This window comes from Sphingomonas sp. AP28, assembly GCF_056680455.1.
In genome coordinates, this window is record NZ_CM155283.1 from 3,139,022 (window position 1) to 3,158,969 (window position 19,948).

At 63.5% G+C, this 19,948-nt stretch carries 9 protein-coding genes and 1 pseudogene; 5 read left to right on the top strand and 5 right to left on the bottom strand.

Annotated features, from left to right (window positions below; genetic code table 11):
• Positions 1-69: 69 nt before the first annotated feature.
• On the bottom strand, positions 70-3,021 hold the full coding sequence (locus AC1MH0_RS14455) for a TonB-dependent receptor (protein ID WP_480963350.1): 2,952 nt from the start codon (positions 3,019-3,021) through the stop codon (positions 70-72).
• Positions 3,022-3,233: 212 nt separating this feature from the next.
• On the opposite strand from AC1MH0_RS14455, the gene AC1MH0_RS14460 reads away from it, so the two are divergent.
• Positions 3,234-4,256, top strand: a complete 1,023-nt coding sequence (locus AC1MH0_RS14460) for a LacI family DNA-binding transcriptional regulator (RefSeq protein WP_480963351.1) — start codon at positions 3,234-3,236, stop codon at positions 4,254-4,256.
• A gap of 239 nt (positions 4,257-4,495) precedes the next feature.
• On the opposite strand, the gene AC1MH0_RS14465 is transcribed toward AC1MH0_RS14460, so the two are convergent.
• Entirely contained in the window at positions 4,496-5,176 is a 681-nt protein-coding gene (locus tag AC1MH0_RS14465; protein WP_480963352.1) for a DUF6445 family protein, read from the bottom strand.
• 136 nt (positions 5,177-5,312) lie between these two features.
• Between AC1MH0_RS14465 and AC1MH0_RS14470 the strand changes: the two genes are divergently transcribed.
• Together AC1MH0_RS14470 and AC1MH0_RS14475 are read left to right on the top strand one after the other, a co-directional pair.
• Positions 5,313-6,824, top strand: a complete 1,512-nt coding sequence (locus tag AC1MH0_RS14470; RefSeq protein ID WP_480963353.1) for an MFS transporter — start codon at positions 5,313-5,315, stop codon at positions 6,822-6,824.
• A gap of 429 nt (positions 6,825-7,253) precedes the next feature.
• The gene (locus AC1MH0_RS14475; RefSeq protein ID WP_480963354.1) at positions 7,254-10,268 is read left to right on the top strand and encodes a TonB-dependent receptor domain-containing protein; all 3,015 of its coding nucleotides are present in this window, start codon (positions 7,254-7,256) and stop codon (positions 10,266-10,268) included.
• A 533-nt stretch (positions 10,269-10,801) separates the two neighbouring features.
• On the opposite strand, the gene AC1MH0_RS14480 is transcribed toward AC1MH0_RS14475, so the two are convergent.
• Complete coding sequence (locus tag AC1MH0_RS14480) at positions 10,802-11,302, bottom strand: peptide-methionine (S)-S-oxide reductase (RefSeq protein ID WP_480963355.1); 501 nt, start codon at positions 11,300-11,302, stop codon at positions 10,802-10,804.
• 665 nt (positions 11,303-11,967) lie between these two features.
• Here AC1MH0_RS14480 and AC1MH0_RS14485 point away from each other — a divergent pair.
• Positions 11,968-15,051, top strand: coding sequence for an autotransporter outer membrane beta-barrel domain-containing protein (locus AC1MH0_RS14485; RefSeq protein WP_480963356.1), 3,084 nt, complete (start codon positions 11,968-11,970; stop codon positions 15,049-15,051).
• 313 nt (positions 15,052-15,364) lie between these two features.
• Here AC1MH0_RS14485 and AC1MH0_RS14490 read toward each other — a convergent pair whose 3' ends face one another.
• Both AC1MH0_RS14490 and asd read right to left on the bottom strand, forming a co-directional pair.
• A complete protein-coding gene (locus tag AC1MH0_RS14490; protein WP_480963357.1) occupies positions 15,365-17,647 on the bottom strand; it encodes a TonB-dependent receptor in 2,283 nt (760 codons plus the stop codon).
• Between the two features lie 452 nt (positions 17,648-18,099).
• On the bottom strand, positions 18,100-18,951 hold the full coding sequence (asd, locus tag AC1MH0_RS14495; RefSeq protein ID WP_480963358.1) for an archaetidylserine decarboxylase: 852 nt from the start codon (positions 18,949-18,951) through the stop codon (positions 18,100-18,102).
• Between the two features lie 140 nt (positions 18,952-19,091).
• On the opposite strand from asd, the pseudogene AC1MH0_RS14500 reads away from it, so the two are divergent.
• A pseudogene (locus tag AC1MH0_RS14500) lies at positions 19,092-19,846 on the top strand (IS5 family transposase).
• Positions 19,847-19,948: the final 102 nt, after the last annotated feature.

Sequence of the window (19,948 nt, forward strand, 5' to 3'; positions counted from 1 at the left end):
CTTCGAAACCGTCAGGTGCCGCCACTGCGGGGCAAATGCGGGGCGGCGTCAACCGCCCCGCCATCGACATCAGAACTTATACGTAATGCCGACATAGTAGTCGCGACCATAGCGCTGATAGTCGATCACCTGGCGCGGATCGTCGTTCTGGTAGGTCACGAACGGTCGGTCGGTCAGGTTCTTCGCCTGTGCCAGGATCGCGAAGTTCGCGAGCGGACCGCTCTGGAACTCGTACCCGATCTGCGCATCCAGGATCCCCTCCGATCGCGCGGTGCGATAGGTCGGGTTGGCGGACAGGCCGGCGACTTCGGCGAGGAAGCTGGAGCGGTAGCGATAGTTCGCCCGCGCCTGGAAGCCCCATTTCTCGAAATAGATCGTGCCGCTGCCGGTCCACTTGGACAGGCCGGGCAGGGTGATCGCCTCGGTCGGGTTGCTGCCGTACTTGATCGTCGACTGCGTGTAGTTGCCGCTCGCGAAGATGCCGAAGCCGTCGAGCGCCGACGTGATCGCCTTGAACGGCAGCGACACCGTGCCCTCGACGCCGAGCACCTCGCCGCGACCGGTATTGGCGGGCGACGACACGTTGCCGATCGTCTGTCCGGCGGCGATCACCTGCGCCTGCTGCGCCGCGGTCAGCGCCGGCAGCAACGCCGAGAAGTCGTAGGGCAGCGAATTGTTCGGATCGACGAAGTCGGTGAGGTGCTTGAAATAGCCCGACAGCGCGACATAGCCGCCACCGTTGAAATACTTCTCGAACGACAGATCGATGTTGGTCGACTGATATGGCTTCAGGTTGACGTTGCCGCCGGTCGACGTGAACACCGGGAACAGGCCGGCGGGCGTCTGGCCGATGTTGGTCAGGTTGATCGCGACGTCCTGCGTGACGCGTTCCTGGTCGAGACGCGGACGCACCATCGTCTGCGAGGCGCCGACCTTGACGAAGCCCAGCGGGATCAGTTCGACCGACATCGTCGCCGAGGGCAGGAAGTTGGTGTATTTCAGAGACTGCTTCACCGGTGCGATCGTCACCGCGCCGCCGACGACGCTGGCGATCTGGCCGGTCGAGCTCTGGTCCGAATGCACCACCTGCGCACCGATCGATCCCTTGAGCGGCTTGTCGCCGACCAGGCCGTCGATCGTGACCTTGGCATAGCCGGTCCAGACCTTCTCGAGCACGATATTGTCGCGCACCAGCGCGGACGGACGGCCATCGAATGCCGCGTTGAGCGAATTATTGTAGAGATACAGCGGATCGAGCGTCAGCATCTGCGGGATGCCGAGATAATCGAGCGCCACGTTCTTGCCGAGCAGCGCCTCGCTGGGAACGTTGCCGCTCAGCGGCGAGCCGCTCGCCACGGTGCAGTTGGTGCCGCCGCCGGTCGGGCACAGGAAATACGACGTGTAGGCGCTGGTCTTCTTGCGCTGGCTATAGTTGCCGCCGGCTTCCCAGCCCTTGACGACGCTGTCCGAGAACTCGCCGTTCAGGCTCGCGCGGAGCGACTTCAGATCGTCCTTGAAGCTTGGCCGGTTGAGGAAGCCCGACTGGACGACCTGCTGCGTGCCGTTGTTGCCCCAACCCTGCGGATCGGTCAGCTTGAAGATGTTGGTGTTGGTGTAATCCAGCGTCGGCGAGAAGGTGTAGGTGCCGTTGCCGTTCTGCTTGACGGTGACGGTGTCGGCGACGCCGCTCTTGGCGAAGCCGGTGCCGGTGTTGGTCTCGAGCAGGAAGTCGGTGCGCTTCGCACGGCTCCAGCTCGCATCGACGTTGAGGTGAACCGACTCGGTCAGCTTGAGGTCGTTGTTCCAGCCGAACGAGAAATTGTCCGCCTTGCGCTGGTTATAGTCGTTGCGCTGCACCGCGAAGACGTTGCCGAACGTCGCGCTGGTCGCGAAGCCGTCGGCAATTGTCACGCCGGTAGCGGTCGTTCCGCCAGGCGAGGTCGGTGTCGTCAACTGCCCTGCGAGCGGGAATTCGATGCCGCGCAGGATCTGCGTTTCCTCAAAGTGCGAATACAGCGCGTCGAACGTCGAATGGAAGCTGTCGGACGGCTGCCACTCGATCGTCGCGACGCCGCCGTACCGCTTCAGCTCGTTAGACTGGACATAGGGCTTGGCGCCGTTGAGCAGGAACGGGCTGGCCGCGGTGCCGGCGCCGCTATAGCCCCACGCGTTGTAGCGCTCGTCCTGCGACGGCGTCTGCGTCGCGGATACGCCGATCGCGATGCCGAGCGTGTCGTTGGCGAACTTGTCGACATAGGTCGCCGACGCGCGATAGCCGTAGCGATCGCCATCCGGGTTCAGCTTGTCGATGCCGTTCATCTGCGCACGCGCGCTGACCGCGATGATGCGGTGCGCCTGGTCGAGCGGACGCAGCATGCGCAGGTCGACGGTGCCGGCGACGCCTGCGGCGATCAGCGAGGCATCAGCCGACTTGTAGACGTTGACGGTCTTGAAGAACTCGGACGGATACTGGTCGAACTCGACGCCGCGGTTGTCGCCGGTCGTCACCTGTTCGCGGCCGTTGAGCAGCGTGGTCGAGAAATCGGGGCCGAGACCACGGATCGACAGGCGCTGGTCGCGGCCTTCGAGGCGCTGCGCGGTCACGCCGGGCAGGCGAGCGAGCGAGTCCGCGATCGACACGTCGGGCAGCTTGCCGACGTCTTCGGCCGAGATCGAGTCGACGATCAGCACAGACTGGCGCTTGATCTTGGCGGAGGATTCCAGGCCGGCGCGGATACCGGTGACGACGATCTCGTCACCGCCAGCGGCATCTTCTTGCGGTGCGGGCGGCACGGCATCGGCGGGCTGCGGCGTCGGTGCGGCGACGGTCGGCACCGCGTCGATCTGCGCGGGTGCGGTCGGATTGGCATTCGCGGTACCGGGCGTCGCTTGCGCGAACGCAGCCTGGCCCGGCAGCATCAGAGCAGCGGCGAGCGCGGTCGCGCTGACGTGCAGCGCGAGGCGGCCATGCACGGAAATGCCGGACGCGACGCGCAGGCGGCACGGAATAGACTGGCTCATGAAATCCCCTTCAGGCGAGAATAATCCCGCGCATCCTCAATTGCTTGTTTTGGTATCCCCGACGTCGTGCTGACGCGTCGGGTGTCGCAACACGGCTATATTTCGGGTGGAGGCGTTGCAAAAGGGACGGGCATACGTATTCACTGGTTCATGCAGACCGTGTATCTTCCGGACCACGCCCGCCGACATTGGCGCGGGCTAGGGCGCGGGTGATGGGTAGGCGTCCGACATCGTTCGACATCGCGCAACTGGCCGGCGTGTCGCAGCCGACCGTGTCGCGGGCGCTGCGCGGAGCGAAATCGGTCAACGCGCAGACCCGCCAGCGGATCGAGGCGATCGCGCAAAGCCTGCACTACGCCGTCGACAAGCACGCATCGTCGCTGCGCAGTCAGTCGGCGAACACGCTCGCGCTGCTGTTCTTCGAGGAACCAGCGGAAGACGAGTCGACGATCAACCCGTTCTTCCTGTCGATGCTGGGCTCGATCACGCACGCTTGTGCCCGTGCCGGCTACGACCTGCTGATCTCGTTCCAGCAATTGTCGGGCGACTGGCACGTCGATTACCAGGACAGCCGCAAGGCGGACGGTATCATCCTGCTCGGCTACGGCGATTACGAAGCATACCGCGCCCGCCTCGATCACCTTACCGAACAAGGAACCAAGGTGGTTCGCTGGGGTGCAGTCGGTACGGGGCCAGCCGGGATCACGGTCGGCTCGGACAACCGTGGTGGCGGCGAGGCGGCGACCGCACACCTCATCGCGCAAGGGCGGCGCCGGATCGCGTTCCTAGGCACCGCGGATGGACGCTATCCCGAACTCGAGGACCGGTATCGCGGATATCGCGACGCACTGGAGGCGGCGGGGCTGACGGTGGACGATGCGTTGCAGGTCGATGCGATCACCACCGAAGAGGCTGGGCAGGACGCGGTCGCCGAACTCGCGCGGCGCGGCGCGGCGTATGACGCGATCTTCGCCGCCAGCGACAGCATCGCGATCGGCGCGATGCGCGCGCTGGCGGCGGCGGGGCGAGCGATCCCCGACGACGTCGCGATCGTCGGCTTCGACGACATCGCCTCCGCGCAACTCACCAACCCGCCGCTGACAACCGTGACGCAGGACGCGCGCCGGGCAGGGGAGGCGCTGGTACGTACGCTGCTCGCGAAACTGCGCGGCGAAGTGTCCGACGACCCGCCCTTGCCGACCCGCCTGGTGATCCGCGCGAGCAGCGGGGCGTAGCGACAACAACCCTCTGCCGCGTCGGGGTGGTAGCGCCACAGGCGACGGGTGGGTGGTACAAAACAGCCGTTAAGCCGACCATCACCACCTCCCCGGCGAAGGCCGGGGTCCAGTTGGGAAACGGCGCGGATGAAGACGGCGATCCCTTACTCAGTGCTTCCCAACTGGGCACCGGCCTTCGCCGGGGGGGGGGCGGGTCTTGAATGACGCAGGCTCACTATCCCGTCACGCAGCTTGGCTCAGTCGTCGAACAGGAACAGGTTTAGCGTCAGCCGCCCGGCCAGCGGGTCCGTGCTGAGCGTCACCTCAGGCGGCAGATACGCACAGTGCAGCGTATTCCCTGCATAGACGAGCGCCCGGTTGAAGCGCGCCGGCTGGACCGCAATACGTTCGTACAACGCCGTGTCGCCCGCGATGTAGGACGCCTCGGGCATGCCGTGCGCCTGCACGCCCGCTTCCAGTTCCGCCCTGAACCGACCGAGGCGCGACGCGTCGACGGTCTCGAACGCTGTCGATCGCTGGCGGTAGAACGCAGTGCCACCCTGTTCGCCATGGCCGAGGAATAGCAGCACGGCGATCCGTCCCCGCTCCACGCCGTCGAAATGCGGCAATCGCTGGATCGGCGCGAGATCGCCAGGCGCCGTGGTAACGAGCGAATAATAGGCTTCGGACACCCCCGGCGCCGGATCGAGCCCGAAATGCTTCGCCAACAATGGCGCGATCCGGCGTCGCATCGTCTCGGCGAGACGCGGCGGCACCTCGGCGCGGACGCCGGGATAATGCGGACCGATCGGTGCCATCCGCAGGCTCGCCGCGTCCTCGCGCAGCGCGTCAGGATCGGGCCAGAAATCGTCGATCGCGATCAGCGGGCGCTGCTCCTCGCCTTGGAGGTGAAGCGTGGTTTTCGGCGGTTGGGTCATGCCGGCCTTCATGCGGCCGGGCGGCGCGGCGGGGCAAGGTATTCGTATGCATAGTTGTTTTGCCGGTCGCTTGAGGTCAAGCCGGTCCGTCAGATCGCCACGCACACAAGCGGCGACCGATCAGGAGAGCCGCGTTTTGACCGAGAAACCAGTCCAGGGCTTTGCCGGCCTGTGGAACATCAGCTTCGGCTTTTTCGGCATCCAGATCGGCTTCGCGCTACAGAACGCCAATATGAGCCGGATCTTCCAGACGCTTGGCGGATCGCTCGACGACCTTTCCTATCTGTGGGTCGCGGCGCCGCTGACCGGTCTGCTCGTCCAGCCGATCATCGGCCATTACAGCGATCGCACCTGGACTCGCTTCGGCCGTCGCCGCCCGTATTTCTTCGCCGGTGCCGTACTCGCCGCGCTGGCGCTGTTCGTGATGCCCGAGGCGAAGATGCTGTGGCTCGCCGCGCTGACGCTCTGGGTGCTCGACGCTTCCGTCAACGTCTCGATGGAGCCGTTCCGCGTGTTCGTCGGCGACATGTTGCGCAAGGATCAGCACACCGCAGGCTACGCGCTCCAGACCGCGTTCATCGGCACGGGCGCCGTCGTCGGCTCGATATTTCCGTTCGTGCTCGCGCATCTCGGCGTGTCGGGCGATGCGCTGGCGGGCGTTCCCGACACCGTGCGCTACAGCTTCTGGTTCGGCGGCGCGGCATTGCTGCTCGCAGTCCTGTGGACGGTCGGCAACACGCGCGAATACAGTCCCGAACAGATGGCATCGTTCGCCGAGTCCGACCGCGATGAAGCACACAGCTTTCCGGTCCGCGCGCTTGCCAGCCGCGGTTTCGCGACCAGCATCGCCTGGATCGTCGCCGGGATCGCGGTCGTCGTCGCGGTACCCGAACTGGCGTTGCAGAAGGAAGTGTACCTGCTCGGCGGCCTGCTCGTCGCCTATGGCGGTGCCAGCCTCGCGGCCATCGTCCTTGCGCGCGGCGGCAATGGCGACAACGCGCTGAGCCAGATCGTCGGCGACTTCGCCGCGATGCCCAGCGTCATGAAGCGCCTCGCACTCGTCCAGTTCTTCAGCTGGTCCGCGCTGTTCATCATGTGGATCTTCACCACGCCGGTCGTGGCCCAGTACATGTACGGCTCAAGCGATGCCACGAGCGCCGCCTACAACGCGGGCAGCGATTGGGTCGGTGTGCTGTTCGCAGTCTACAACGCCGTCGCCGCGCTAGTCGCGTTACTGATACTGCCACGATTGGCCAGAAGGATCGGCCGAGTCAAAACGCATATCGCCTGCCTGCTGTGCGGCGCCGCGGGATTTGCGAGCTTCCTCATGGTGCGCGATCCGGCGTTGCTGATCGTCAGCGAAGTCGGCGTCGGCATCGCCTGGGCCTCGATCCTAGCCATGCCCTACGCGATCCTCGCCTCCAGCCTGCCGCAGGCCAAGCTCGGGATCTACATGGGATTGTTCAACATCTTCATCGTCCTCCCGCAGTTGCTGGTCGCGACGCTGATGGGGTCGGTGCTGAAGGCGTTCTTCCCGACGGAACCGATCTGGACGATGGCCTTCGCCGCCGCCGTGATGATCCTTGCGGCGCTCGCGATGCTCCGCGTCCCCGAGTTACCGGTGAGGACGTCTCGAGACGACAGGTAGCAAGCTGATCCTGAACAATTAGACATGGGCCAGCTCCGGGGGGGCGAGACGTCAAGCTTGTGAGTGGGAATAGTCCAATCTCCCGCAACGTCCGTAACGGTTCCTCATGGCATTGGCGGTATTGCTATCAGCTTAGGCCATCGTCCGAGAACCATCGGCGACACGTGCATCAGCGCGCCAGCGGTGCTCCAAAACCACAATCTAACGCCGCAAGCAGCGGCTTCGACATTTCATGACCCATCCCTCATGACGCGCGTCCGTCATTTGTTGCGTAATTACGACACTGCACAACAAAGTTTCAATCACGGCCGAAGCCGTTTTACAATGGCAATGTCGTCAGGCAGGTGACAACGCGTCAGACACCCGGGGGGGGCGTCGCGGCTCAGTGGAGCCGATCACGACAATCGTAAAAGTTGGGGGAAGAACTGCATGCGCTCGTTCAATCGCGTTAACGTTAGCCGTCTGTGTGCCGGCGCTGCGCCGCTTGCCATCCTGCTAAGCCTAAGCACCGCCGCATTCGCACAGACCGCACCGGCAGAGCCCGGCGTCGCGCTGACCAAGCCAGCAGCTGAGCCCGAAGCAAACGACATTGTCGTCACCGGATCACTGTTCCGCCGGACCAATACCGAAACGCCGTCGCCAGTCACCGTGCTGACTGCGGACAGCCTGGCCAAGGCTGGCATCACGACAGCCGCTGAAGCGATCCGTTCGGTCTCGGCTGATAGCGGTGGTTCGATCGGCGTGGGCTTCCAGAGCGGTTTCTCGGCTGGCGGCGTTGCCGTATCGCTGCGCGGGCTTGGCGTATCGTCGACGCTGGTGCTGGTCGACGGCCTGCGTTCAGCCAACTTTCCGATCAACGACGATGGCCACAACTCCTACGTCGATCTCAACTCGATCCCGTTCAGCCTGATCGAGCGCGTCGAAGTCCTGAAGGACGGCGCGTCGTCGACCTATGGTGCCGACGCGATCGGCGGCGTGGTCAACCTTATCCTCAAGAAGCAGTTCACCGGCATTGCCGGCACGGTCGAGGCCGGCGCCAGCAGCCACGGCGATGCAGCGCGCCAGCGTGCCAACCTCACGATCGGCTATGGCGATTACGCCGACAAGGGCTTCAACGTCTATCTGAACGGCGAATTCCAGCAGGACGGTCGCGTCAGCAACCACAGCCGTGGCTTCCCGTACAACAACCGCGATCTGACCTCGATTGGCGGCAACGACAATAACGGCGCCGACAATTCGCTGACCACCGCGACCCCCAACGCGGTCGTGGTGCGCACGACGCAATCCAACCTCAACAACCCGTTGAGCGGCGGCACGGCGATCGCCAACGCCAACTATACGACGCTCAATCTCGGCAATTGTGCGCGGGGCACGTTCACGCAGACCGGCGTCGCCAACGGTGTCGGCTGCAAGCACAATCTGGAAGACGAATATTTCCAGCTCGCGCCGTTCCAGCGCAAATATTCCATCAACGGCCGCATCAGCGTGCGTCTGGCCGACAACGTCGAAGGCTACCTGACCGGCAGCTATTCGAATAGCTATGTCAGCATCAACAACGCGCCGCGCGCGTTGCGCAACACTCAGCCTTATGGCGGCGCACCGTCGCTCGCATCGAGCAACCCGGGCATCGTCCTGCCGGTCTATATCTGCACCGCGGGTATCAATTGCGCGGTTCCCGGCGCGCCGGGCCGCCAGCTCAATCCCAACAACCCCTATGCCGTTGCCAACGCCAACACCCCTGCAGCGGGCGCAGCACGCATCTATTATTCGTTCGGCGACATCGACGCCGGCAGCGACCGTACCAACGAAGTGTACCGCTTCGCCGGTGGTCTGCACGGCACGGTCGGCGATGATTGGACCTGGAAGGTCGACGGCGTTTACGCCCGCGACAATCTGGAGATCGTCCAGCGTGGCTATCTGAACATCGCCAACACGCTCAACGCGATCAACACCGGTGCGTATAACTTCGTCGATCCGACGCTGAACTCGCAGGCGGTCCGCGACTTCGTTTCGCCCGACAAGATCACGCCGTCGAATTCGGAAATGTACTCGCTGGATGCGGCGATCACCAAGAAGCTGTTCGACCTTCCCGGCGGCCCGCTGATGGTCGCGGTCGGCGGCCAGGTGCGGCGTGAATCGCTGGTCAACAACAACCAGAATGCCTTGCTCGACACCTACGGTCTCACGACCTCGTCGGCGTTCGGCAAGCACACCGTCTCGGCCGGTTATTTCGAGATCCAGGCGCCCGTGCTCGACATCCTCGAGATCAACGGTTCGGGTCGTTACGATCACTATTCGGAAGGCTTTGGTCGCTTCTCGCCGAAGGTCGGCTTCAAGTTCACGCCGATCCGCCAGTTCGCGGTTCGCGGGACCTATTCGCAGGGCTTCCGTGCACCGACGTTCGCAGAGTCCGGTCCGCGGTCGCAATATGCCGGCTTCGTCAACACGCAGCCTCCGGGCAATTTCTGTGCGGCACATGGCGGCTCGGCGACGGCGACCAACACCTGCGTCACGGGCGGCAACCCGTACAACCTCAACTATTCGGTTGGTCGCGGTTTCGTCGGCAATCCAGATCTGAAGCCAGAAACGTCGCGCAGCTTCACCGGCGGTATCATCGTCGAGCCGACATCGTGGTTCAGCGCGACGGTCGACTATTACAACGTCAAGAAGTCGAACCTGATCGCCAACGGTCCGCTCGCGGGCGATGCGATCGTCGCCTACTACCGGCAGTCGAACCTAGCTGCAGCAACCGCCGCGGTGGCAGCGGTTGGGCAGGGCTATTCGGTCAACACGGTCGACGGCGTCGATCCGGCCTTCCCGAACGCGCTGCCCCGCCTGCTGATCATCAACGCGCCGTTCGTAAACGTGAACTTTGACAAGACGTCGGGCCTCGACTTCTCGGGGACCGCGCGGATCCCGCTTGGTGAGGGCATCCGCTTCACCAGCCGGGTCGAGGCGACCTATATCATCCAGTATGATCGTCACACGGCGCAGGGCGTCCAGAAGTTCGCTGGCACGATGGGCCCGTATGATCTGTCGTCGGGCAACGGCACGCCGAACTGGCGTGGCAACTGGCAGAACACGATCGCGGCCGGCAAGTTCTCGCTGACCGCAACGGCCTATTATGTCGGCCGGATCAAGGCTGTCGCAACCGACCAGGGCAGCCTGGACACGTCGTGCGCCAACAGTCTCTACAAATCGTCGCAGGCCGGTGTGCCGGTCGATCGGTTCTGCTACGTGAACAGCTTCATCAACGTCGATCTCAATGCGACCGTCGCGGTGAACGACGACTTCTCGTTCTTCGGTAACGTCGGCAACATCCTCGGCGCCCGCGCCCCGATCGCACCGGCGTCGTATGCCAGCTCGCCGAACTTCCTCACCACGTGGCATTATGCCGGCCTGATCGGACGGACGTTCCGCGCAGGTGCGAACTTCAAGTTCTGATAAAGAGAGAATGGCGGTAGCTCGTTACTTGAGCTACCGCCATTCCCGTATTCTGGTGCATAGCATTAGCTAGATGCGCGATAACAGCGTGATGATGAGGCTCAAACGAGGCGGGTCCGAGTAATGGCCAAGGACGTTGCATCCAGTTTAGTCTGACTCTTCCCCGCTGAGCACCCCACCTTTCAGTCAACGCGACACGACGCGTTAAGTTTGCGCTGACGCTTTCGGAAAGGATTCATCTGAAGTGGCTGAAGTCGCGAAGCAGCCAACCGATCTATGTCCGGCGATCGGGTCCTGCCCGCCCTCGACGAGCAACGGCAGCATGCGCTATCGACAATAACGCTGGCAAGGAAAGCAGCCAAACGGCCGAGATAAGTGTCTTCCGCATCTTCGGCAAAGCCGCCGATGCCGGCCTGACAAATGCTGTTGGCTGGCGAGCAGGCCGTCCTGACAAGTTCGCCATAAATTCGGGGCGGGGGCCGTTGAATAGCAGGGGTCGCCGTCGCGCGATGGCATGACAGCCGTCGGAATATCTATCGCGCTTCGTCGCCCTCGGACAGGACATGTCGGGCGAAGTCACGCCGGATCGCAACCAGTTTGGGTTCGATGTAGCGTCGGCAAAACGGTCGGGTCGGATCGGTACGGTAATAGTCGCGATAGCGCTCTTCCGATGACCGGAACCCGACGAGCGGCAGCACCTTCGTCCGCGTAGCGGTGTCAACTTCCTTCCCAAGCCGGGTGATCGCCGTGTCCGTCCGATGCTTCTGGTCGGCATCTCCAACATAGACTGCGCTGCGATAACGCCCGTTCGGCGTATAGTTGCTGTTTGCCGAATGGTTGCGCAGATGGACCTCGATCAGAATGTCGAGCGAAATGATAGCAGGATCAAAGCGGACCACCACTCCTTCGGCCCAGGCATCGTCGGGTGCGGTCGATTGCAGGAAGCCTTGTTGGACCTCGGCAACACCGCGCAGGATTTGGAACACGCCTTCGGTGCACCAATGACACCCGCCGCCGAAGCCCACCGTTTCCATACTTACCTTCTCCATCCGACCCGGCGAGATGCCCTTGCGCTTTCTGCGTTCGATGTCGGCAACGTATAGCGCTGATCGGATAGTGGCCTAACATCGGTTGAGGCGTCTCTTTGACTGGAGCTTGTACGCCGACGGTGATGACTGACACCGGCCGATTCCACGCTTTGGACAACACCTGAACGAACGTCTGGTTTGGAGATACGCTCGAGCTGCTCCAAACGTCCACTGGTGCGGAGGAAATCGGGCACCGAGAGGTGTACGATGTCCTCAGAAGCATGAAGCCGCGGGCCGCGGATGCTCACCTATGAGTTTTTTGATTTTCGACTGCTCGGCCCCGGGCGGGACGGCCGGCGCCAGACGTCCTGATCGGCGGTGCTGCCCATCGGATGCGCCCAGGACCAAACCTCAGCAAGGCTGCGCTACATCACCACCACCACCACTGCCGCGCAGCGGCCTCGTGCTATGGGGCCGGCCGGCGTGCGTGGTTGCGACTTGCGTGTCGTCTTTTGGCCGCACTAAGCGACGGGGCGCACGAGGCTTCATTGCATGAGAATGCGATCGAATGCCGTCTGTCCCGGGGAACAGATGTTGTCATATAACTATCAAACTCGACCGCTAACGCCCCGATCCTCAACCATGATGGGTTGTCTCGGGGGAATTAATTCATGTCGTCTTTTCGGTGGGGCGTTAGCGCCCAGGCTCTGACATGCGCACTCGGCGCTGTCGTTCTGGCGAGTGCTCCGGCGCAGGCGCAGCAGAGGATTGTCGTCGCGTCGGGTACGACCGATACGGCTCCGAAGACCGTGGGGGGCACCGATACCGCAACCGTCCAGGCGAACGGCACGCTGACGGCGACGACGAACCCGGCGATCAACTGGTCGACGAGTTCCACGGACCTGCGAATCACCAATTCGGGCATCATCCGAACGACTGCGAATGGCGGTCGCGCGATCAACGCGTCGGGAGCGAATGACGCGCGGACCGTGACGTTGGTCAACAATGTGGGCGCGCTGATCGAATCGCAGGACGACGCGTTCCGGATCAACGTGGCGCCGACTAGTGGTACCATCCGGATCGACAATTTCGGCACGATCCGTACCACGAACGGCGGCCAAGCGCTCGATTTCGACGCGGTCGCAGGCGGCGCGACGGTGATCATCAACAATTTTGCGGGCGCGACGCTCAGTTCGGTCGGACAGGACGGCATTCGGCCGGGGCAGAGGGCAATCGTCACCAATGCCGGACTCATCCGCTCGGACGGCGCCGCCAACAACAATTACGATGGTATCGACTGGCAGCAAAAGTCTGGCATCGTCATCAATCAGACGACGGGCGTGATCTCGGGGTTGCGCCATGGCATCACCAGTGACGTCGACGTCAACGTCACCAATGACGGCGCGATCACCGGTCGCAATGGATCGGGCATCGGTTCGGATGGCACCGGTACGGTCGTCAACCGCGGGACGATCACCGGCCAATGGGACGGCATCGCCACCAACGGCGACGGCGACGGCGTCGATATCGACTTTATCGGAACGGTCACCAACAGCGGCACGATCCAAGGGCTGAGCGCGACCGGCGTCGATTCGGGGGGCCGCACGAACAGTGCCGAGGGTATCGCGATGGGCGGCGGTACGATCGTCAACTCGGGCACGATCTTCGGCGCGGGCAACGCGATTTTGATCAACCACGACACCAATATCGGCGGTGTCGCCGACGGCGCGACGACGATCACGAATACGGGCACGATCCGCGCCACCACCGGCCGCGCGATCCAGTTCGTCGGTAATTTCGCAGACACGATAACGACGTCGGGCACGATCACCGGTGGCACGGCCGGGGCGATCGACATGGGCGACGGCAACGACACTCTCAACATCGAGGGCGGATCGGTGATCAGCGGGACCGTCGATGGCGGCGCGGGCAACGATCGGATCAACCTGGGCGGCACCGGCGCGGGCAGCTTTGCGGGCGCGGTGAATTTCGAGACGTTGGCGGTCAATACGGGCAACTGGACGCTAACCGCGCCATCGACCTTTGCGAACGGCATAACGATAGCCGCACCGGCGACGCTTACCGGCAACACCATGACGCTGACCGGCGGAATAGCGAATGCTGGCACGCTCGTTTTTCAGCAGGCGACCGATGGCAGCGTCGTCGGCACGCTGTCGGGCACGGGCGCGTTGATCAAGACGGGCGCGGGTGCGCTCATCATTGGCAGCCAGACCGGCTTCACCGGATCGACCGCCGTCAACGCCGGCCGTCTGGTTCTCGCTGGGTCGCTGCCCTCTGCGGTCACCGTAGCGAATGGCGCGACGCTCGGCGGGACCGGGACGATCGCGGCGCTGACCGTAGCCAGCGGCGGTACCGTCGCTCCGGGTACCGGCGTCGGGACGATCGCGGTCACCGGCAATTTTGCTCAGGCCAGCGGATCGATCTACGCAGCGGAGACTACCGCAGCCGGCTTATCAGATCGTATCACGGTCGGCGGCACCGCGACTATCGCGAGTGGCGCGCAGTTGGCGGTAACGCGCGGCACCGGGACTTACGGCATCGGCCAACGCTACACGCTGTTGACCGCGACGGGTGGCGTCAGCGGCGCCTACACGCTGGTCCAGACCGCCAGCGGCGGGACCGAGTTCCGCCTGGCGCAGACCGGGACCGGCGTCTTCGTCGACGTCGCCCGCACCGCGGCATCGTTGCCGTCGATTGCAGCGACGCGGAACCAGGCTGCGGTCGCCCCGGCTCTGGCGGCACTCGGCGTCGGCAATGCCGCTTATGCCGCGTTGACGCTGATCCCGAGCGACGATGCGGTCCGCGCCGGGCTCGATGCGCTGTCGGGTGAAGCGCATGCGTCGCTGCGCACGACGATGCTGAAGGACGCGCAGGGTGCCGAGGACGCGGTGCGCTCGCGGCTGCTGTCGCCGACAACCGGTTCGGGGATCTGGGCACAGGCGCTCGGGCATAGCGGCGAGGACGATGGCGCCACCGGCACTGCGTCGGCCGAGCGTCATGGCTGGGGCGGCGTGGGCGGCGTCGACATCGCGCTTGACGACCAGGCGCGGGTGGGGATCGCCGGCGGCTACACCCGCACGAAGGTCGGGATCGACGCGCGCGACAGCTTCGGCAAGGTCGAGAGCACGCACGCGCTCGCCTATGCCGGTGGGATGCTGGGCCCGGTCGTGCTGCGCACCGGAGCAGGCTATGCCTGGACGAAGACCGACCTGACGCGCGGCGTCGTTTTCCCTGGCTATGCCGCACGGCTGACGTCGAACTATGACGGCGACGTGCTGCACGGGTTCGCCGAGATCGGCCTGCCGCATGCGATGTTCGGCGGCACGGTCGAGCCGTTCGCAGGCATCGAGGCGTACCGCGTCCACACCGACGCCTTCACGGAGACCGGGGGCAGCGCGGCGCTGTCGGGCGAGGCGCGCAAGGAAAGCTTCACGCTCTCGACGCTGGGTATCCGCGGGCAGACGCCGATCGCCGAAGGGCTGAGCGCTCGGTCGCGGATCGGCTGGCAGCACGCGTTCGGCAACGCGAGCCCTGATGCGCGGCTTCGCTTTGTTGGCGCCAGCGTGCCGTTCTCGGTGACCGGCACCACGCTGTCGCGCGATGCGGCAATGGTGGCGCTCGATCTCGCCTGGATGCCGACGCAGGCCATTACGATCACCTCGGGCTATTCGGGATCGATCGGTGACCGCGGCGACGACAGCGTGTTCCGGATCGCGCTCGCCTTCGGCTTTTGATCCGGACGAAGCGGTGACATGAAAACTGTCACCGCTTCGTTGTCTGGCTCAGCCAATCCAAAACGAAGAGACGGTAAGTTTTGGAAAAACGCTATCTGATCGGAACGGTCGGGTATGGGTCTGGTCGGAAGGTTTGGAGAAAGGGCGTGTCTGCTCAAGAGCGGACGCCAAGGCTGGGGCCCGAGCTAGAGCTAGAGCTAGAGCTAGAGCTAGAGCTAGAGCACCCGCTTACCGCGGTGTTACATCAGTCGACGGCCCTCTGGCTCGCTTACGCACCATATTGTCTGTCGGTCGCTCAGTTCGGCGTCTTGTCTTAAAGTGTGATCTTGAACTGACCGCCGATGATCCGCGGCTCGTTTATCATGCCGGTCAGGTTGTTGAAGTCGATCGCGCTGATGCTGCGATACTGGTTGGTGATGTTGCGGACGAATGCGCCGATCTCATACCCCTGCGGCGATTTATAACCGACCTTGAGCCCACCTTCGAGCGACGACTTGCCGGTGAACTCGACCGCTTCGTACAGGAAGAAGTTGATGCGGCTGCGATAGACCCAGTCGGTATAGGCATAGACCTCGCCGCCGTTCGCAAGCGGGATGCCGTAGCGCGCGGTCCAGTTGGCGATCCAGCGCGGTGCCTGGGGAAGATCGTTGCCGTCGATCACCGCGAACCCGTTGACGATCGGATCGAGCACGGTGCAGGTCGCGCACACGCCTACACCGATGCCGCGATCGCGGATCTCGGTGAAGTTGTAGCTGCCGCTCGCGGTCAGCGTCAGTTCGGGAAGCGGACGCGCCTCGAACTCGCCCTCGACGCCGTAGCCGATCGCCTTGTTTGCACTGAGCAGTCGGGCCGAATTGCTGCTGCCGCCGACCGCGGTGATCTGCAGATCCTTGGTGCTGTACCAATAGGCGTCGAGCGAGAAGTTCACTTTCCGGTCGAGCAGCGTGCCCTTGAAGCCGCTCTCGCCCGAGAACGTGGTCTGCTTGGGCGCGGTGCTCTGGACGCTGCCGAACGTCACGCGGTCCTGGATGGCTGGGCCCTGATAGCCGGTCGCGAGCCGGGAATAGACGTTGATCGCAGGCGTCAGCTCATAGGTCGCGCTCGCGTCCCAGGTCACGTTCGAGCCACGGACGACCGCGCGGGCGGGCAACGTGTCGCTGATCCCGGTGCCGGGGATCGGTGCTGTGACGAGGTCGTTGCGATAGTCGTGCGAATAGCGGACGCCCGCGCGGAGCGTCAGCAAGTCGACGGGCTTGGCCTCGATCGAGGCGAACGCGCCGTAATTCTCGTTGCGGTTGTCGTGGTAGATATCCTGGTCGAGATCGGTCGCGCGCGATCCAGTGCCTCCGAAGGCATAGTCATACTGGTGGTACCGCAGCGTCTGGTGGAAATAATACAGACCACCCTGAAGGCGGATGCCGTTCATGTCCTCGCTGGCGTAGCGCAGTTCTTGGCTGAACTCCTTGGGCTTGGTCAGGCCACCCGTGTTCGACGGGAACAGCCCGACGCCGATCGCGCCGATCGTCCCGCCGAGGAACGTGTAGTTGTTGCCACCGTCGACATCGCCGGTGCTCTCGACCTTGGCCTGCTCGTAGCCGGTGACCGAGTAGAAGGTGCCGATGCCGTCGAGGTGATAGTCCAGCCGCAGGTTGGTGCCCCATTGCGTCAGGCTCTGGCTGGTATAGCCGTCGAGCGTGACGTGCTTGGGGTCGAAGCCAGTGTTGAAGTCGTTGGTGCCCGGCTTGAACAGCCCGGCGCGGAAGATGCGCGGCGAGCCGGTCAGGTCGCGGACATGGACGTTCAGCAACGCGTTGAAATCGCTGCTGGTATAGCCGAGCTGGAAGCGGCCGGCGACGTCGCGGTAGCCTTCTAGCTTGCGATCGGCGTTGCCTGTCGTCGAATCGTTGGTGACCCAGTCGTCGCGCGACTGAATGATCCCCGATGCGCGAAACGCGAAGCCGTTGCCGATCGGCAAGTTGAGCGCCGCCTCGCCGTTGATCGTGTTGTAGGTCGCCCAGGATCCGGTCGCATAGCCCGAGACCTTGTCCTGGTTCGGCTTGGCGGAATCGATCTTCACGACGCCGGCCGGCGTGTTGCGCCCGAACAAGGTACCCTGCGGCCCGCGCAGCACTTCGACGCTTTGCAGATCGAAGACCGGGAACGACTTCAGCATCGGGTTTTCTAGCGCGACGTCGTCGTACACGACCGACACAGGCTGCGCGGCATTGGGATCGAAATCGGTGTTGCCGAGGCCGCGGATGTAGAAGCGCGGGAAGGTGCGGCCGAACGAGGATTCGACTTGCAGGCTAGGCGTGCGGCCGGCGAGGAAGCGGATGTCGAGGCCGCTCGAATTGAGCACGTCGAGCTTCTCGCCGCTGATCGCGGTGACTGCGAGCGGCACGTCCTTCGACGATTCCCGGCGGCGGGTCGCGGTGACGACGATCTCGCCGACGCCTTGGTCGGTCGCCGTATCGCCGGCCGCTTGCCCCGCCTGTACCTGCTCCTGCGCGAGGGCGGGCGTGGCGAAGACGAACAAGGGCGCAGTGGCGGCGAGCAGCCGGGCGATGGCAGCGGTACGAACGGGCAAGCGAATCATGGATGGTCCCCCCTTGGGCTTCGAACATCCTCCTGCGTCGATCCGTGTGACCCGGATTCGTCGTCGATCGGTAACACCACTGTAACGGGCGGCAATAGACACTATCGCGGGGTGATGCATTTTGCTGGGCACCGCGACATCTTTGCCTCAGCCAGCGCCGCCGACACGGTTACGTTTGGCGGCTAAGGGATCGCGTCTAGAGCGCGTGCATGGCCGGATACTTTTCGTACCGTATCAACGGTGGACGACGGTTCCCTCGCATAATGGGGGTAAAGCTGATCGCCCGAGTACGTTCAATCCGGACCTGCAATCTTACGAGAGGTCGCGTAGGTATTGCCGGTTTTTCTGGAGACCTAGCTTGTCAATAAGGGGTTGAACGGGCGTCCGAAGGCGTGAAGGCGACGACTAATCCCAAGAGTCCGTGACTGAGTCTTTCGCTCGACGCAGGACGCTCAGGTTGCGCGCTGCCCCATCAGTTCGCCCAGGCGCACAGTCCGTTCCGGCGCCCAGTCTTCGTTGAACGCAATCGCGCCTCGTTTCCACAACATCACGATCGTTGAGCCCAGGAGAAAGCGGCCCATTTCCTCACCCTTTTTTAGCACGATGTTCTGGTCGGAATATGCCCACTCCGACGACCTGTTCGTGCGCTTTGGATTGACGACACCGTGCCATACAGTCGCCATGCTTCCAACTATAGTGGCGCCAACCAGCACCATGACGAACGGGCCATGCTCTACCGATTCAAAGACGCAAACTATTCGCTCGTTGCGCGCAAACAGGTTCGGTACACCGCGTGCTGTGACAGGGTTTACTGAAAAGAGCGTACCCGGCACGTAGATCATGCGCGTAAGCCTGCCATCGCAGGGCATGTGCAGGCGGTGGTAGTCTTTGGGGGACAGGTACAGGTTTGCGAAGCTGCCGTGGCGAAACTGATTGGCCAGTGCGGCGTCGCCGCCAACAAGCTGCGTCGTGGTGAACCGATGCCCCTTTGCTTGTAGCATGTGATGGTCATCAATCGAGCCGAACTGGCTGATTGCGCCGTCGACCGGACAGACAAAGTCGGCAGCCGCGATTGGGCGTGACCCCGCTTTGAGGGGACGGGTGAAGAATTCGTTGAAGCTCTTGTAACTCCGAATGTCCGCATCCGCGGCTTCGTTCATATCGACGGAATATTTACCGACAAACCAGCGGATTAGCCGGGTTGTTATCGCACCCCCATGCGCTCTGGCGATCCGGCCTGCCAGCGCGGTGAGGCGCTGCTTAGGCAGGATGTATTGCAGTAGGACCAGCAGGCGATCGGACATCAAAACCTCAGAGCGTCGACACCATCCTTGTAGGGCTTTGAACCGTCAGGTCGACTACGCAATTCGTGTTCGAAGACGAGGGTCAGGACCCATTGATGTGAGAGGCGCGATCTGATTCAGGCTCCGTGAGGAGACTGAGGATGAGCGACCTGTACTGGCTAACGGACGAGCAGATGGCGCGCCTGCGGCCATATTTCCCAAAGAGCCATAGCAAGCCGCGAGTTGACGGCCGGCAGGTGTTGAGCGGCATCGTTTTCGTGAACCGCAATGGGCTGCGCTGGCGTGATGCGCCCATCGACTACGGCCCGCACAAGACGCTCTACAATCGCTGGAAACGGTGGGGTGAGATGGGTGTGGTCCTCCGCATGATGGAGGGTCTGGCTGCCGCTGATGCCGACCCAAAGACCGTCATGATCGACGCGACGTATCTGAAGGCGCACCGCACGGCATCGAGCCTGCGGGTTAAAAAGGGGATCTCGGGCGCCTGATTGGTCGCACCAAAGGTGGCATGAACACAAAGCTCCATGCCGTGACCGACGCAAACGGCCGTCCGCTCAGCTTCTTCATGACCGCCGGACAGGTCAGCGACCACACCGGTGCGGCCGCATTGCTCGACGATCTGCCCAACGCGCAATGGCTGCTCGGCGACCGCGGCTACGACGCCGACTGGTTCAGGATGCCTTGCAGGCCAAGGGCATCCAGCCATGCATCCCAGGTCGGAGGTCTCGGCTCGAGACCATCAAATACGACAAACGCCGCTACAGGCGCCGTAGCCGTATCGAGATCATGTTCGGACGGCTGAAGGACTGGCGCCGCGTTGCGACCAGCTACGACAGGTGTCCGACGGTTTTTTGCCGTCATCGCCCTAGCTGCCACTGTCATCGTCTGGCTTTGATCAACGAATCCTGACCCTAGAGGCGCCAGGTTTGAACGGTGAGGCGGCATATCGCCGGGCCGCTCCTCGTGAGGCACGACGTGCGCTGAGGGAACACCGGCG

Coding starts and splice junctions, on each gene's coding strand:
- AC1MH0_RS14455 (WP_480963350.1), bottom strand. CDS start 3,021: ATGAGCCAGTCTATTCCGTGCCGCCTGCGCGTCGCGTCCGGCATTTCC.
- AC1MH0_RS14460 (WP_480963351.1), top strand. CDS start 3,234: ATGGGTAGGCGTCCGACATCGTTCGACATCGCGCAACTGGCCGGCGTG.
- AC1MH0_RS14465 (WP_480963352.1), bottom strand. CDS start 5,176: ATGACCCAACCGCCGAAAACCACGCTTCACCTCCAAGGCGAGGAGCAG.
- AC1MH0_RS14475 (WP_480963354.1), top strand. CDS start 7,254: ATGCGCTCGTTCAATCGCGTTAACGTTAGCCGTCTGTGTGCCGGCGCT.
- AC1MH0_RS14480 (WP_480963355.1), bottom strand. CDS start 11,302: ATGGAAACGGTGGGCTTCGGCGGCGGGTGTCATTGGTGCACCGAAGGC.
- AC1MH0_RS14485 (WP_480963356.1), top strand. CDS start 11,968: ATGTCGTCTTTTCGGTGGGGCGTTAGCGCCCAGGCTCTGACATGCGCA.
- AC1MH0_RS14490 (WP_480963357.1), bottom strand. CDS start 17,647: ATGATTCGCTTGCCCGTTCGTACCGCTGCCATCGCCCGGCTGCTCGCC.
- asd (WP_480963358.1), bottom strand. CDS start 18,951: ATGTCCGATCGCCTGCTGGTCCTACTGCAATACATCCTGCCTAAGCAG.